This window comes from Neptuniibacter sp. PT8_73 (assembly GCF_047778045.1).
Taxonomy (GTDB): Bacteria; Pseudomonadota; Gammaproteobacteria; order Pseudomonadales; family Balneatricaceae; genus Neptuniibacter.
Map to the genome: position 1 here is coordinate 611,447 of NZ_CP180545.1, position 16,103 is coordinate 627,549.

A 16,103-nucleotide genomic window follows, 5' to 3' on the forward strand; every position below is an offset into this window, starting at 1 on the left:
CCATTTTGCTTTATTCAAATCAGGCAATATTAACAGGAGCCTGAAATGAGTGAGCAAGTATCCCCGTCTACTGGAGGCGGATTATTATCTCTTAATTTATCTATAACCCCTCAGGGTTCGCCGTCTGCGGCCTCTGGGACTGTTCCCTTGTTAGGTGGTTTTGGGGCAGTTCTTAATCAGCAGACTGATGCTAGCGTACCCGTTGCTAAATTTTCTGGCGGCGGGATGTTGCCGCCTGACGGGGAGGCTTTGCCGCAGAAGTTAGATCAATTGTTACCCGAAGATCAAATGCAGGATCAGCTTCGCCAAATCGCTCACCTTTTAGAGCAGCAGTCGGCTAAAGATTCTCAGCTTCCTCCAGAACTTAGCGCTGAACTAGCTAGGGCGCTACGTCAATATACCGAGCAGCAACCAATAATGACGGCTCCAGGTGATGGCGAGAAAGAGGCGAGAGCTATTCCTTCAGATGCTGGTTCGGATAAAGTTGTTTCGGTTCCGAGTAATCCCGGTGTAGCTACGGTGGGTGGCGAGAATCAAGTCGTGATTACTCCGCCGCCGAGGACTGCTTCGGTAGATCCGGCTGTAAAGGTTTCTTCCGTTCAGCAAGAAACTGAATCTATAAAGGTTAACGCAAATTTAGTTCAAACCCCTATTGCAGAGGCAAGCGCTTCTCAAGCTCAGCCGACAATAGATGTTAATAGTGCTGCCTCTTCAATCCCTGCAACGGACGCATCTCTAAATTCAGCTCAGTATGGTGAAGTTCAGGGTTTACCTCAAAATGAAGCAGCAAAAGGCGCTGTTAATGCTGCGAATCTTGCTGGTGTTCCTTCGTCAAATATTCAGCCTCAAGATCAGCAAATTGCTCAGCAATCTCAAGCCGCAGTTAATACTGCAGCGGATATGCATAATTCACAGCGGGCAGGTGCTAACGATCCATCCGTTAAGGTTGATATGCAATCAGTAAATGCTCAGTCAGACGTAAAATCCGCTCCGGCAAGAGGTGAAAACCCAGTTGTTGCCACCGATGGCGATGAGGTGAAACCGTTCGATCCAAATGCTAGAAAGTTAGAGGCAGATGTTGCTAAATCATCTAGTCGTGCGGTAACAGAGCCTTCGGTATCTTCACAAGGTGCTAAATCGGATTTGGTTCTTAATCCCCAGGTGGATAACAGTAGCATTAAGAAGATTGAGTCCGCTTTGGATATGACTCAGCAACTGATGCAAAAAGTGGCCGCAAGTGAAAAAGGGGATGTGACAGCTACACAGGTAGTGGAGCGTTTGGCCTCAAATACTATTGGTCAGGTGAATTCTGCTTCGCCTACAGCTGCTCAAAAGGTTGTTACTGAGGGGCAAAATTTGATGATGCCTCAAAATGTTAAAGTGAATACGCCTGCTTGGAACAATGCGTTGGGCGAGCGAGCAATCATGATTGCAGCTCAAAATACGCGAGTGGCAGAGATTAAGCTGGATCCGCCTGAGTTAGGTTCTCTTAATATTCGAGTAAATATCAATCAGGATCAGGTGAGCCTTAACTTTACCTCGCCTCATGCTCATGTAAGGGATGCGGTTGAACAAAGTTTACCGAGATTGCGTGAGATGTTTGCCGAACAGGGTTTGGCGCTGCAGGATTCCTCGGTTTCTGATCAGTCCGCAGATCAGCAAAGACGAGAGCAGTTTGCAGACAGCGATGGTGCTGCTGGAAATCAGTATGGCGGAAGCGTTGGTGCCGAAGGGGAAGAGGGGGCTCAACCAGAAAATGCTCGATCGGTATCTCTAGTGGATTATTACGCCTAATTGAGCCGTTTATGAGCTTTATTTAGCTAATATAATCTATGCTTTTGCAAGGCTCTTTGCTCTAAATAGTATTTTTGTGTGTTCTTGATCTTCAGCCTTAAAATCAGTGTGTTATATTAGGCGCAATACTGTTTAAGCGATATGTGGTTCATACTGTAGAGTATCGCGCTTTTTGTTGGAGATATAGAGATGGCTGAAGAGCAGGAAACAGGCGCTGAAGGCGGCGAAAAGAAATCATCTAAGCTCAAGTTGATCATTATTGCTGTACTTGCGCTTGTTGTCGTCGGTGGCGGTGGTGCTGCAGCTGCTTTATTTTTCTTAGGTGGTGATAGTGAACCTGCGGCTGAAGAAGCTGCGCCGGTTGAGCCAGTTCGAGCTGAGGCTATCTATACCAAAGTAAGGACTATGGGCGGCAAGCCGATGTTTGTTGTGACTCTGCAGTCCAGTGACAATAGGCCGCATTACATGCAGTTGTATGTAGAAGCGAAAAGTCGCGATCAGGCGGTAGCTGATGCTTTGACATTACATATGCCTTTGATCGTTTCGCGCTTAAATAATCTATACAGCACGCAAGATTTCCGCACACTGCAAACAGTTGAAGGTAAAGAGGCTTTGCTAGAAAGCTCAACTGACCTTGTACGTGAAATTATGCAGGAAAAAATTGGTAAGCCGGGTGTAGAAACTATCTTGTTTACTAACATGGTTATGCAGTAATGCAATTTAGGCTGATAGGAGATTATTCCTAAATGTCGGTCAAAGACTTACTTTCGCAAGATGAAATCGATGCTCTTTTGCATGGTGTCGATGATGGGGATGTTGAAACATCTGAAGATGCGGAAGTAGAAGAAGGCGATGTCCGAGGTTACGACCTTGCCAGCCACGAGCGAATCGTTCGTGGCCGAATGCCTACGCTCGAAATGGTCAATGAGCGTTTTGCACGTTATACCCGTATTAGTCTTTTCAACCTGTTACGCCGTGCAGCCGATGTGACTGTGGGTGGTGTTCAGGTGATGAAATACGGTGATTACATTCATACCTTGTACGTTCCTACCAGTATGAACCTTATCAGAGTCAATCCGCTACGTGGTACCGCTCTGTTTATTATGGATGCTAAGCTGGTATTTAAGCTGGTGGATAACTTCTTCGGTGGTGATGGGCGTCATGCCAAGATCGAAGGTCGAGAGTTTACGCCCACTGAGACCCGTCTTATTCATAAAGCTTTAGAGCAGTTCTTTATCGATCTTGAAGAGGCGTGGGCTCCGGTAAAAGAGCTTGCCTTTGAACACCTCGGTCATGAAATGAATCCAGCTATGGCTAACGTCATCAATCCAACTGAAGTTGTGGTTGTTAGCACTTTCCAAGTAGATCTGGAAGGTGGCTCTGGTGAATTTCATGTGGCGATGCCGTATTCGATGTTAGAGCCGATTCGTGATCTTCTCGTGTCTGGATTCCAGAATAGTGAAGATGAAAAAGACGAGCGTTGGCAGATCGCTCTACAGCGAGATATTTTAATGGCCGGTTTGCCATTAGAGATGACGCTTGCGCAACAAGATATGACTTTGCGTGATGTTTTGGAGTTAGAAGCTGGTGATGTTATACCGATCGAGCTACCTGAAACATTTGAGTTAAAAGCTAATAAAGTACCTGTTTATAATTGCACTATGGGTGTTTCCCGAGGGAATTTGGCCGTTAAAATAGTGGATCAAATCCAGCGCCCTAAGTAAATGTGCAAGCGATTGTATTATAGAGAGCAAAAGCAATGAGTGATGAAACTGAAGACCAGCAAGCGTTAGCCGACGAATGGGCTGCGGCCATGGAGGAGCAGGTCACCGAAGAGGGTGGCGAAACTGTCAACCCTGATGCTTTGCTTGCCGAAACAGGTGTGACGGGCGATTCAGTTGAATTGGATGAATTAACTGATGAAGGTACCCCAGTCACAGATCCTAAGCTTGATGTAATCTTGGATATTCCGGTAACGCTTTCTATGGAAGTAGGTCAAACGGACATTCCAATTAGTAACCTGTTACAGCTTAATCAGGGTTCTGTTATTGAGTTGGACCGCGTTGCAGGTGAACCTTTGGATGTTATGGTGAATGGAACTCTCATTGCGCATGGTGAAGTGGTTGTTGTAAATGATCGTTACGGTATTCGTCTGACCGATGTGATCAGCCCTCAAGAACGAATCAAGCGTCTTAAGTAATCTATGCGATCTTGGTTGTTATGCCTGCTTGTTTCTATCTCGCCTACTGCTTTTGCGTTGGGTGTTGAAACTGCTTCGGGTGCAAAGCCTTCGGTCGTGCCTGCTACAACTTATCAAGAGCCATTCTCTGCAGCTGCTCTCACGCAATTGCTATTAGGCTTGCTGTTTGTCATTGGCATGATTTTTATCCTTTCATGGTGCTTTAAACGTTTTAGCGGTGTTACACCAATGGCTCGCCATATGAAGGTCTTAAGCGTATTGCCTTTGAGCACACGTGAGAAAGCAGTGTTAGTCCAAGTTGGTGATAAGCAGCTATTACTAGGTGTGGCGCCAGGTCGAGTTTCTCATTTGCACGCTTTCGATGAGCCTATTGTTGATGATCAGCCGAGTGAGAGCTTTGCTGCACGCCTAGGAGAGGCTATTTCAAAGCGACGGAGCGTTGATGAGGCTGATTAAGTTAGTTTCACTTCTTTTTGTTTCCATTCTTTTTCCACATCTAGCTAACGCAGCCGATGTGGGAATTCCGGCTGTAACCCTTACAACCGGAGAAAATGGTGAAAGTAATTACAGTGTGACACTTCAAGTGCTCGCACTCATGACTATGCTGACATTCCTGCCAGCAATGCTCATGATGATGACTTCTTTTGCTCGCATTATTATTGTCTTTGCGATTCTTCGGCAGGCATTGGGTCTTCAGCAAACGCCGTCTAACCAGATTATGGTCGGTATGGCGATGTTCTTGACGTTGTTTATTATGACGCCTGTTTTGGACAAAGTGTATGTGCAGGCAGTAACACCTTATGTCAATGAAGAGATGGGAGTGTTCGAGGCTTTTCAAGCGGCAAGCGGTCCGTTTCGTGATTTTATGATGCTGCAAACTCGCGAAAGTGATCTGGATCTCTTTATGAGGATTTCTGGCACACCGGCCGTGGAAACGGCTGAGCAGATCCCTTTTACCGTGCTTGTTCCTGCATTTGTAACCAGTGAGTTAAAAACTGCCTTCCAGATCGGATTTATGCTGTTTATTCCATTTTTGGTCATCGACTTGGTGGTTGCCAGTGTATTGATGGCTATGGGTATGATGATGCTATCGCCAGTAATTATTTCTTTGCCATTCAAAATTATGCTATTTGTATTAGTGGATGGTTGGGCGCTGGTGATAGGGACATTAGCTGCCAGTTTTGGTATATAGCTAAGGAGGAAATATGACACCCGAAGTCGTACTTAGTCTCTTTGGTGAGGCCTTCTGGCTGATCGTTTTATTAGTTAGTGTCATTATTGTACCTAGTTTGTTGGTCGGTTTAGTTGTATCAACTTTTCAGGCGGCTACACAAATTAACGAGCAGACGTTAAGTTTCCTCCCTCGTTTGATAATCACTATCTTGGTTATTATGTGGGCGGGGCCTTGGATTCTGACCAAGTTGATTGAACATTTCACTAATCTAGTGAAAAACATACCATACCTTATAGGTTGACCATTGTTTGAGCTGAGTGTTCTGCAGATAGAACAGTGGGTAGCGGCCTTCTTGTGGCCCTTCTTTCGTATTGCTTCATTCTTTATGGCAGTGCCCCTGTTAGGTAGCCAGCTTATTAATGCTCGTGTGCGTTTGTTCTTGGCCCTAGCTGTAACTGTGGTGGTCGCGCCATTGTTGCCGGCAATGCCTGACTTCGATGGTTTGCATCTTAATACCTATCTAATTATTGCTCAGCAGATACTGGTTGGAGCTATGTTAGGTTTTTTGTTTCAGGTGTTTTACCAGATTTTTGTATTGGGCGGTCAGATGATCGCGATGCAGATGGGTCTTGGTTTTGCGTCAATGACGGATCCTGCTAACGGTATTTCGGTCGTTATGTTGGGTCAGTTTTATCTGACCTTAATTATGATGATCTTTGTGGCACTCAATGGTCATTTAGTGATGATTGAGATAGTGGTTAGAAGCTTTGATATTGTCCCTATAAGCTTGGAGGCAGTAGATCGAAGTAGCTACTGGCGTATTTTGATGGCGGGTAGCTGGATGTTTTCAGCTGCTATGCTGATGGCGTTGCCTGCAGTAACAGCTCTTTTAGTGGTGAATATGGCGTTTGGTATTATGTCTCGAGCTGCGCCGCAATTAAATATTCTTGCGGTAGGCTTTCCATTTACCATGGTGCTTGGTCTATTTATTAACTGGGTGAACTTAGGTGGTTTCTTAGATCAGTATATGCGGATCTCTGCCTTTGTTTTGGATTATATCGAGAACCTTTTTCTGTGATTTGCGATTATGGCTGAAGATTCTGGTCAGGAAAAAACAGAAGACCCCACACCCAAGCGAATAAAAGAAGCTCGGGAGAAGGGGGACGTTCCTCGGTCGAAAGAACTGGCCACGACGCTAGTGCTTATGGCTGCGGTTTTTTCTGTGATTATTTTCGGTGCGCAGCTCGCCAACAGTATGCTCGGCGTTATGGAAAGTAATTTTGTTCTCGATAGGGATGCGGTATTTGATACTAATAAAATGCTGGCTCATTTCGCTATTTCGGCTAAAGAGTCGCTTATGGGCTTGGCTGGGATATTTGGAGTTCTTTTAATCGCCGCTTTGGTTGGGCCTATTGCCTTAGGGGGGTGGAACTTCAGTGCGCAGTCTATTGCGCCTAAAGGTAGTCGAATAGATCCTTTAGCAGGCCTTAAACGGATGTTTTCCCTGAAGTCATTGATCGAGCTTTTTAAGGCGATTGCAAAGTTCTCGCTTGTCGGCGGATTTGCCATATTGATTTTGTGGACCATCAGGGGGGATCTGTTGGCGCTGGGTACCTTTGAGGCGCGACCCGCGATAGATGCGGCATTAGAGACCATTATCTGGGTCTTTATGGCGCTGAGTGCGGTTTTGATTCTTGTGGCTGTTGTGGATGTGCCTTATCAGCTGTATGACTACACTGAGAAGATGAAAATGACCTTGCAAGAGGTCAAGGATGAGCTGAAAAATACCGAAGGTAAGCCAGAGGTCAAAGGGCGTATCCGACAGCTACAGCGTGAGATTGCTCAAAGACAAATGATGCAATCAGTGCCTGAGGCTGATGTAGTTATCACCAACCCGACTCACTACTCGGTCGCTTTAAAATACGAGGGCGAAGGGCGTGGTGCGCCGATCCTAGTGGCTAAGGGAGCGGACTTTGTAGCATTAAAGATCCGAGAAATAGCCGATGAACATGATATTCCTATCCTTTCTGCGCCGCCTTTGGCGCGTGCAATCTATAACTCCACTGAAATAGATGACGAGATTCCTTCCGGCTTGTATATGGCTGTGGCTCAAGTACTTGCTTACGTCTTCCAGTTGAAGCGATATAAAGAGCGTGAAGCGGAGCGTCCAAGTAACTTACAAGTCGATAAATTACCTATCCCTGATGAATTCAAAGATGACCTTTAATTGGCGCAAAAATTGCAGAATTTAGAGTCGGTATAACTATTCGTCAAAAAAACATCAGATTTTATTGCTCTACCTATGTCTGTTTGTAAGATGAATTGAGTGCTAATTGCTGTTGTGATGTTTTTTTGACGTTTGGGGTTTGAGTGGATAAGGCAGTTATTTTAGACAATGTTAAAAGTTTAGGGCGCGGTAATATCGGCGTGCCTTTACTGCTGCTTGTTATTTTGGCAATGGTGACATTGCCGGTACCTCCTTTTCTATTGGATGTGCTTTTTACCTTTAATATTGCACTTTCAATTGTTGTTTTATTGGTTTGTGTCTACTCAAATCGCCCGCTAGATTTTGCAATTTTTCCGACCATTATCCTTGTTGCGACATTGATGCGTCTTGCCCTGAATGTCGCGTCGACTCGTGTGGTTTTGCTCTATGGTCATGAGGGGGGCGATGCTGCCGGTAAAGTGATCGAGGCTTTTGGTGAAGTCGTTATCGGCGGTAATTATGTTGTTGGTTTTGTCGTCTTCCTCATCCTAATTATTATCAACTTTGTTGTTGTAACTAAAGGTGCAGGCCGTATCTCTGAAGTAAGTGCTCGCTTTACCTTGGACGCTATGCCTGGTAAGCAGATGGCGATTGATGCTGACTTGAACGCGGGTCTAATTGGGCAAGAAGAAGCAAAGGCCAGGCGAGAGGATGTAACGCAAGAAGCGGATTTCTATGGCTCGATGGATGGTGCTTCCAAGTTTGTTCGTGGTGATGCGGTTGCTGGTATTTTGATTCTTGTGATCAATCTTTTGGGTGGTCTGGGTATCGGGATGTTGCAGCATGATCTCGATTTTGAGACTGCCATGCGTTTTTATTCACTGCTAACCATTGGTGATGGCTTGGTTGCGCAAGTGCCTTCATTACTACTGTCCACAGCTGCGGCGATAATGGTGACCCGTCAGAATGTTTCCCATGATATGGGTGGTCAGGTTGTATCGCAGATGTTTGCATCGCCAAAGGCTTTGGCTGTTGCTGCAGGTATTCTGACTATCATGGGTATTATCCCTGGAATGCCGCATTTTGCTTTTTTGTCTTTGGCTATTCTGGCAGGTGGTGGTGCTTGGTGGATTCACAAAAAACAGGTTGAGAAAGAGGCTGTACAAGAGGAACAGGCGCAGCAAGAAGCTGAAATGCCTGAAGAGGACGAGTCAGAGAAACGAGAGCTTGATTGGGATGATGTGATGCCAGTCGACATGGTTGGCCTTGAGGTGGGTTACCGCTTAATCCCCATGGTTGACAAGATGCAGGGTGGGCAGTTGTTGAGCCGCATCAAAGGTGTGAGGAAAAAACTGTCACAGGACTTGGGTTTTCTGGTGCCTTCGGTGCATATTCGAGACAATCTAGATCTCTTGCCTGGCGCTTATCGCATTACTTTAATGGGCGTGGTTGTAGGTGAGTCAGAAGTATATCCAGACCGTGAGCTGGCGATTAACCCAGGTCAAGTGTTTGGTAAGTTGCAAGGTGTAGAAGTAAAAGATCCAGCGTTTGGTTTGGATGCAATTTGGATTGAGCAATCGCAAAAAGAACACGCGCAATCACTAGGTTATACGGTGGTTGATGCTTCCACAGTTGTGGCAACACATATGAATCAGTTGCTCCAGTCTCATGCTCATGAATTATTGGGGCATGAAGAGGTTCAGCAGCTATTGGATATGCTTACGAAGAGCTCTCCGAAGCTGGTGGATGAATTGGTTCCAGCTAAATTGTCGTTCAGTATTCTTCTTAAAGTACTGCAGAATTTGTTGATGGAGCAGGTGCCGCTAAAAGATTTTCGTACTATTGCTGAATCGTTGGCAGATGCGGTTAACAGGACGCAGGATCCATTGGCATTGACGGCGGCGGTAAGGGTTTCTTTATCTCGTTTAATTGTCCAGAACATCAATGGTTCTGAGGCGGAGCTTCCGGTGATTACCTTGGCTCCACAATTGGAGCAGCTCTTATTGAACTCGGTTCAGCAGGGGCAGGATAATGGGTTGGTGTTGGAACCGGGTATGGCTGAGAGGCTACAGTCCTCTTTGTCAGAGGCTGCTACACAGCAGGAAATGATGGGGCGTCCATCAGTTCTTTTAGTTGCGGCGCCAGTGCGACCGCTCATGGCTAAGTTTGTTAGGTATGGTGAGCATCAGATTAATGTGCTCTCCTATCAGGAAATTCCTGAAAATAAAAAGGTCACAATTGTCTCGACAGTGGGGGGTGAAAATGCGGCATAAACGTACTTTAGCCCAGCTTGTTGTGGCCGATAAGGAATTGATATGAAAGTAAAACGCTTTTTTGCGCCGGATATGCGACAGGCTATGCAGCGGGTTAGGGATGAAATAGGTCCGGACGCTGTTATTGTGTCTAACCATCGTGTTGCTGGTGGGGTTGAGGTTGTGGCTGCTCATGAAAATGATTATGAGGCGGCTCAGCAAGAGTTCTCACGAAAACAAAAGAAAACGCAAAAACGGCAGTCCCAAATTGACGTGTTAACGGGCGGTGGTGCTTCTAATCGAGACTTAGACGGTGAGCTGCAAAAGGCGCGAATGCAGATAGCGGAAGCCCAAGGGAAACAAGAAAGTCAAAATTATGACGTTCCGGGTCAGGTAAATAAGCAGATCGAGCAAGATGATGATCTCAGAGAAATTTTGACCTCGCTTAAGCAAAGACAGAGGCAAAAAGCCAATGCAGCTCACCAAAACTTTATGCAGCAGCCTGTAGTAGACGATCCTGGGTTAGGCTTGGATCTGCAAAGTGAGTTATCTATGTCGGCTGCACCTTCAAATGAAGGGGCAGATCATCTTATACAGTCAATGCAGGACGAAATTGCGCAGCTTAAAAACCTACTAAGCCAGCAAGTTTTAGCCCAAGGTAATGTGCAAGCGTCCGCTCCTACAAAATCACCGTTGCAGAAAAAGTTTGAGTTATTAGGTGTGAGTGAAAAATTATCTACACACCTGCTTTCTCATGTTGAGTCTGGTTTGGCGCCGGATAAAGCATGGAAAAATGCACTGACGCGCTTGTCGGATGCGATTCCAGTCATGGGTGAAGATTTTATCGAGCGTGGGGGGATGATCGCTTTTGTCGGGCCAACAGGGGTGGGTAAAACGACGACTATTGGTAAGCTTGCAGCGCGCCATGTTTTGAAATACGGCAGCTCAAGCATGGCGTTGGTAACGACTGATACCTATCGAATTGCAGCTCATGAACAGCTAAGAACCTTTGGGCGAATTCTTGATGTTCCTGTTCGAGTCGTTGATGAAAATAATAGTTTGGATGATGTTTTGCACTCTCTCCGAAACAAGAGATTGGTACTGATAGATACGGCAGGTCTCAATGCTAACGAGCCGCATAGTGAGGCCCAATTGGCGATGCTTGAAGGTGTGAGTTTGCGCCTTAAAAAGTTGTTAGTAGTTTCGTGCAGCAGTCAACGTAGGGTTGTCGAGCAGGCGTTTAATGCTTATCAAGGGTTAGGCTTAAATGGTTGTGTGCTGAGCAAGATGGACGAATCGGGGAGTTTAGGTGAAGCGATCTCTTTGATCGTTGAAAAGCGTTTGCCGGTATCTTATGTCACCGATGGCCAGCGTATCCCTGATGATATTGATATTGCTAAAAAACATGAGTTAGTTAGTCGGGCGGTTATTACGGCCCAGCGAGCTATAGAGGCAGAAAAGAAAATGTCTGCGCTCGATTCAATCTATAAAACGGGTTAATGGTGGGAATTAATAATGAATCAACATAAACCCGTTAAAGTTATTGCGGTTACCGGCGGTAAAGGTGGGGTTGGTAAATCGAACGTGTCCGTGAATTTGGCGCTAGCTTTAGGTGATCTAGGTCATAAATCTATCCTGATGGATGCGGATTTAGGTTTGGCTAACGTCGATGTAATGTTAGGTTTGCGCCCGAAAAAGAATATTGCGGATGTGTTGAATGGTGAATGCAGCTTAAAAGATATTATGCTCGATGTAGGAGAGCATCTAAAGGTTGTTCCGGCTTCATCGGGTACACAAGAGATGACCGCGCTGTCTCCGCATGAGCATGCCGAATTAATTCATGCTTTTAATGAAGTGGCAGATGATACTGATGTTCTGATTATCGATACGGCGGCTGGTATATCTGATTCGGTAGTAAGTTTTGTCAAAGCTGCACAAGAAGTTTTGGTGGTTGTTTGTGATGAGCCCACCTCAATTACTGATGCATATGCTTTAATTAAACTGTTAAATCGGGATTATAAAATGACCCGCTTCCGTGTTCTTGCCAATATGGTGCGAAGTGAGCAGGAAGGACGCAATATGTTCGGGAAGTTATTAACAGTTACTGATAGGTTTCTTGATGTGACCCTTCAATATGTAGGATCAATACCTTATGATGAAAATGTTCGTAAGGCGGTTCAGCGTCAAGTAGCTGTTTTAAAAGCGTTTCCAAAGAGCAAAGTCTCCTTGGCATATCGTCAATTAGCGAATAAAGTAAATGGGTGGCCAGTTCAGACTGTGCCCCGAGGTCATTTAGAGTTTTTTGTTGAGCGACTCGTTCAAGGAGTTCGCCCTTCGGATTAGCAAAGAGGCGGTATGTACAACCAGCTGCAATTACAAACGAGTGAAGAGCTAATTGAGCAGTATGCGCCGCTAGTTAAACGTATTGCACATCACTTGCTTGCTCGCTTGCCTGCAACTGTAATGCTGGATGATCTAATACAAGCAGGCATGATTGGTTTACTCGAAGCAGCGAGTAAATATGATGCTTCGAAAGGGGCGAGCTTTGAAACTTATGCAGGGATCCGCATTCGTGGCTCCATCATTGATGAAGTGCGCCGTGGCGATTGGACGCCGCGCTCGGTACATCGTAATAGTCGTCGCGTAACTGAAGCAATTCAGCAGATAGAAGGTCGTACAGGGCGCGATGCAACAGATTCAGAAGTAGCTAAAGAGATGGGGATCAGTGTTGCTGATTACCACAATTTGCTAAAGGATAGTTTAGATAGCAGACTCTTTAGTTTTGAGGAAATGATCAATCCTCAGCATGAAGGTCCAGGGGAGTCTTTTGCTAACGATGACCCTGGTCCAAATCAAAATTTTGAGCGAGAAGCGTTTTTAAAAGCGCTAAGTGCAGCTATAAATAACTTACCAGAACGGGAAAAGTTGGTATTAGCGCTCTATTATGATGAAGAGCTCAATTTGAAAGAAATTGGTCAAGTTTTAGGTGTAAGTGAGTCTCGAGTTAGTCAGATCCACAGTCAAGCAGCGTTAAGGTTGCGTTCGCGACTAAGTGATTGGCAATAAAAAGGGTTGACCAGACTCAACGTAATTGCGGTAATTAAGTGTAGACTCAACGAGTTGCGTAGTTCTAACAGGAGGCCGTCTTGAATAAAGACATGAAAATTCTTGTAGTGGATGATTTTTCCACAATGAGACGAATTATTAAAAACCTATTGCGTGATTTGGGCATGACAAATGTTCAGGAAGCGGATGATGGTCAGACTGCACTACCAATCCTCAAGCAAGGGGGTATCGATTTTCTGGTCACCGATTGGAATATGCCAGGAATGACCGGTATCGATCTTTTAAAAGAGGTTCGTTCTGATCCTAACTTAGCTCATATGCCTGTGCTTATGGTTACAGCTGAAGCTAAGAAAGAGCAGATTATTGCGGCGGCGCAAGCAGGGGTAAACGGCTATGTTGTTAAGCCTTTTACTGCAGCAGTGCTGAAAGAAAAGATTGATAAGATCTTTGAACGCCTAGGATAAAAAATAGGGTCCGTTGTAATGATTGCAGGAACAGATAAAGGTGTAGGGCGCTTCGAAATGGAATTGCAGTTGAAGGCTCAGGAATTGGTTTCCGTCCTCAATGAGGGAAACCTATCTGAAGCCATGGATCTGATTCAAGAACTCCATGAATTCAGACATAAGACCTTCTTTAGTGAAGTAGGTCATCTGACTCGTGGCCTGCATGAAGCAATAAAAGCCTTTTCTACTGAGCTTGGTACTAGCTTGGAATTAGATGATGATGCAGCGCCAAAAGATGCGGATGCAGCTGATCGTCTAAATTATGTTATTGAAGTTACCGAAAAAAATGCACATGAAACCATGGACCGAGTCGATAAAGCGCTGGGTTTGGTTGATCGTTTAGATTCACAGAGTGAACGGTTTAAAGATCTATTGTCGCTTGTTGGTCAGTTGGAAAAAGAGCACGACAATTTAAATGGCGTCTATGACCGTACATGTGCAGTTAAAGAAGAATCAGAAAAGACAATTGAAACTTTGCGGTCAGAATTGACCGATATTGTGGTGTCTCAGAGCTATCAGGACATTACGGGGCAGTTAATCCGTCGGGTTATTAACTTGGTGACAAATGTAGAAACGCACTTAGTTAGTTTGATGGAGATGGCCGCGCAGGTAGAAAAATTGTCTGGCATCGAGGTGCTAGAAGCGCCTGAAGATGACAAACAGGATAATAAAAAGAATCCTATTCAGGCTGAAGGGCCGCAGGTTAATAAAGACAGTGCTGATGTTGTCAGCAATCAAGATGAAGTCGATGACCTGCTTTCCAGTCTGGGTTTTTAAGAGGAGCGCCGTATGAGTTTGGATGTGGATCAGGAGATTCTTGAGGATTTTCTTGTCGAAGCAGGTGAAATCCTTGAGCAATTATCTGAACAGTTGGTCGATCTGGAGCAGCGTCCAGATGACAGTGATCTGCTCAACGCAATATTTCGTGGCTTTCATACCGTAAAAGGTGGTGCGGGTTTCTTGCAACTTGAACCAATGGTTGATTGTTGCCATAACGCAGAAAATCTCTTTGATATGTTGAGAAATGGCGAAATTAAGGTTTCGCCAGAACTGATGGATGTAGTACTGCAGGCACTTGATACTGTAAACGTGATGTTTGATGCCGTAAGAGGCGGTCAAGAGCCAGAAAATGCTGATCCACAACTTATTCAGGCGCTAATAGCTTTTGCAAGTGGTGGTGCGCCAGTTCCTGCTGAGGCTGCACCGGCTCCGGCGGCTCCTGAACCTGCTCCTGCAGCTCCAACGCCGGCTCCCGAGCCTGTAGCTAATAATGCGGATCAGAGCTCAGATGAGTTTGATATGTTGTTAGATGATCTAGGCGGTCCTGCACCTGCAGAAGAGAGTGCGGCTGATGATGGTTTAATTACAGAAGATGAGTTTGAATCATTACTTGATGAACTTCATGGTCAAGGTAAAGGGCCTGGTTCAGAGGGCGGTTCAAAAGCACCTGCTGCCGAAGCAGCACCTGCGGGTGGTGATCTGATAACAGAAGATGAATTTGAAGCATTGCTGGATGAACTGCAATCTCAAGGCAAGGGGGCGTTTGCAGAAAAAGCTGCTCCAGCTCCTGCAGCATCAGCTAGTGCACCAGAGCCAGCTCCGGCACCAGCTCCAGCTGCTCCAACCCCGGCTGCTGCACCTGCTCCGGCACCAGCTGCTCCAGAGCCTGAAAAACGTGAAAGTGCTGCTGCGGCAGCAGTTAAAGCTGCGCACCAGCAAGCTAAGCCTCAGCCTGAAAGTAATGTTCGTGTAGATACACGCTTGCTAGACAAGATCATGAACATGGTGGGTGAGCTAGTATTGGTTCGAAACCGTTTGGTTCGTCTTGGTGTAACCCGTGAAGACGAAGAGATGGCGAAGGCGTTAGGTACGCTAGATATGGTTACGGCTGACTTACAAATGTCAGTTATGAAAACGCGAATGCAGCCTGTTAAGAAGGTGTTTGGTCGATTCCCACGTTTGATTCGTGACCTGTCACGTAACTTGAAAAAAGAGATTCGCCTAGAGTTGCGTGGTGAAGATACCGATTTAGATAAGAACTTGGTTGAAGCGCTTGCCGATCCATTGATTCACTTGGTTCGTAATGCAGTAGACCACGGTATTGAATCACCTGATGTGCGTGAAGCAGCAGGTAAGCCAAGAGAAGGTCATGTATTGCTTTCTGCTGAGCAGGAAGGTGACCACATTCTATTGGTGATTCAAGATGACGGTGCCGGTATGGACGCAGAAAAACTGCGTAATCTGGCAATCGAGCGAGGCATGATGGATGCTGAAGCGGCTCGACGTCTTACTGAACAAGAATGCTTTAACTTGATCTTTGCTGCGGGTTTCTCAACTAAGAAAGAAATTTCTGATGTTTCTGGTCGTGGCGTGGGTATGGATGTTGTTAAGACAAAAATTACCCAGCTAAATGGTACGCTGAATATTGATTCTGTAATCGGTCAAGGTTCGCGTATTGCGATTCAGGTACCTCTAACATTGGCAATCATGCCAACGTTGATGGTTATCTTGGAAGATCAAGCGTTTGCATTGCCTTTGGTGAATGTTAACGAGATCTTTAACCTTGATTTGACTAAGACAAATATCGTTGATGGTCAGCAGGTGATTATTGTTCGTGATCAAGCGTTACCACTATTCCACCTCAAACGTTGGTTGATCGATGGCCAGCAAGGCGCAGATCTACCAGAACAAGGCCATGTGGTTATTGTGACTGTTGGCACGCAGCGAGTTGGATTTGTAGTTGATCAACTTGTAGGTCAGGAGGAGGTTGTAATTAAACCTCTAGGTACGATCCTGCATGGTACACCAGGTTTGTCTGGTGCAACTATTACAGGTGATGGTCGTATCGCATTGATTATTGATATCCCTAACTTGCTAAAATATCACGCTTCTTGATGTACCTGAGTGA

The 16,103-nt window shown here is 45.5% G+C and carries 16 protein-coding genes; all 16 read left to right on the forward strand.

The window, feature by feature from the left end; all coding sequences use genetic code 11:
• Positions 1 to 45: 45 nt before the first annotated feature.
• The 16 genes from ACMXYN_RS02585 (at position 46) to ACMXYN_RS02660 (ending at position 16,090) form a co-directional block, all read left to right on the forward strand.
• Positions 46 to 1,794, forward strand: a complete 1,749-nt coding sequence (locus ACMXYN_RS02585; protein ID WP_415893367.1) for a flagellar hook-length control protein FliK — start codon at positions 46 to 48, stop codon at positions 1,792 to 1,794.
• A 189-nt stretch (positions 1,795 to 1,983) separates the two neighbouring features.
• Positions 1,984 to 2,508, forward strand: a complete 525-nt coding sequence (locus tag ACMXYN_RS02590; RefSeq protein ID WP_415893368.1) for a flagellar basal body-associated FliL family protein — start codon at positions 1,984 to 1,986, stop codon at positions 2,506 to 2,508.
• A gap of 32 nt (positions 2,509 to 2,540) precedes the next feature.
• Entirely contained in the window at positions 2,541 to 3,518 is a 978-nt protein-coding gene (gene fliM / locus ACMXYN_RS02595; RefSeq protein ID WP_415893369.1) for a flagellar motor switch protein FliM, read from the forward strand.
• Positions 3,519 to 3,553: 35 nt separating this feature from the next.
• The gene (fliN, locus tag ACMXYN_RS02600; protein WP_415893370.1) at positions 3,554 to 3,994 is read left to right on the forward strand and encodes a flagellar motor switch protein FliN; all 441 of its coding nucleotides are present in this window, start codon (positions 3,554 to 3,556) and stop codon (positions 3,992 to 3,994) included.
• Between the two features lie 3 nt (positions 3,995 to 3,997).
• Positions 3,998 to 4,450 (forward strand): flagellar biosynthetic protein FliO, encoded by a 453-nt coding sequence (fliO, locus tag ACMXYN_RS02605; RefSeq protein WP_415893371.1) that lies wholly within the window; start codon positions 3,998 to 4,000, stop codon positions 4,448 to 4,450.
• Positions 4,437 to 5,186, forward strand: a complete 750-nt coding sequence (gene fliP / locus ACMXYN_RS02610; protein WP_415893372.1) for a flagellar type III secretion system pore protein FliP — start codon at positions 4,437 to 4,439, stop codon at positions 5,184 to 5,186. The genes fliO and fliP overlap by 14 nt, the downstream gene beginning before the upstream one ends.
• Positions 5,187 to 5,199: 13 nt before the next feature.
• A complete protein-coding gene (gene fliQ, locus ACMXYN_RS02615) occupies positions 5,200 to 5,469 on the forward strand; it encodes a flagellar biosynthesis protein FliQ (RefSeq protein ID WP_415893373.1) in 270 nt (89 codons plus the stop codon).
• A 3-nt stretch (positions 5,470 to 5,472) separates the two neighbouring features.
• On the forward strand, positions 5,473 to 6,246 hold the full coding sequence (gene fliR / locus ACMXYN_RS02620; protein ID WP_415893374.1) for a flagellar biosynthetic protein FliR: 774 nt from the start codon (positions 5,473 to 5,475) through the stop codon (positions 6,244 to 6,246).
• Between the two features lie 9 nt (positions 6,247 to 6,255).
• Positions 6,256 to 7,395, forward strand: coding sequence for a flagellar biosynthesis protein FlhB (gene flhB, locus ACMXYN_RS02625; protein ID WP_415893375.1), 1,140 nt, complete (start codon positions 6,256 to 6,258; stop codon positions 7,393 to 7,395).
• A 143-nt stretch (positions 7,396 to 7,538) separates the two neighbouring features.
• Positions 7,539 to 9,647, forward strand: a complete 2,109-nt coding sequence (flhA, locus tag ACMXYN_RS02630) for a flagellar biosynthesis protein FlhA (protein ID WP_415893376.1) — start codon at positions 7,539 to 7,541, stop codon at positions 9,645 to 9,647.
• A 42-nt stretch (positions 9,648 to 9,689) separates the two neighbouring features.
• Positions 9,690 to 11,126 (forward strand): flagellar biosynthesis protein FlhF, encoded by a 1,437-nt coding sequence (gene flhF, locus ACMXYN_RS02635; protein WP_415893377.1) that lies wholly within the window; start codon positions 9,690 to 9,692, stop codon positions 11,124 to 11,126.
• Between the two features lie 15 nt (positions 11,127 to 11,141).
• Complete coding sequence (locus ACMXYN_RS02640) at positions 11,142 to 11,969, forward strand: MinD/ParA family protein (RefSeq protein WP_415893378.1); 828 nt, start codon at positions 11,142 to 11,144, stop codon at positions 11,967 to 11,969.
• Positions 11,970 to 11,981: 12 nt separating this feature from the next.
• A complete protein-coding gene (locus ACMXYN_RS02645) occupies positions 11,982 to 12,692 on the forward strand; it encodes an RNA polymerase sigma factor FliA (RefSeq protein ID WP_415890237.1) in 711 nt (236 codons plus the stop codon).
• Positions 12,693 to 12,772: 80 nt separating this feature from the next.
• Positions 12,773 to 13,156, forward strand: a complete 384-nt coding sequence (cheY, locus tag ACMXYN_RS02650; RefSeq protein ID WP_040661672.1) for a chemotaxis response regulator CheY — start codon at positions 12,773 to 12,775, stop codon at positions 13,154 to 13,156.
• An 18-nt stretch (positions 13,157 to 13,174) separates the two neighbouring features.
• A complete protein-coding gene (locus tag ACMXYN_RS02655; RefSeq protein ID WP_415893379.1) occupies positions 13,175 to 13,972 on the forward strand; it encodes a protein phosphatase CheZ in 798 nt (265 codons plus the stop codon).
• 12 nt (positions 13,973 to 13,984) lie between these two features.
• Positions 13,985 to 16,090, forward strand: coding sequence for a chemotaxis protein CheA (locus ACMXYN_RS02660; RefSeq protein WP_415893380.1), 2,106 nt, complete (start codon positions 13,985 to 13,987; stop codon positions 16,088 to 16,090).
• The last annotated feature ends 13 nt before the right edge of the window (positions 16,091 to 16,103 follow it).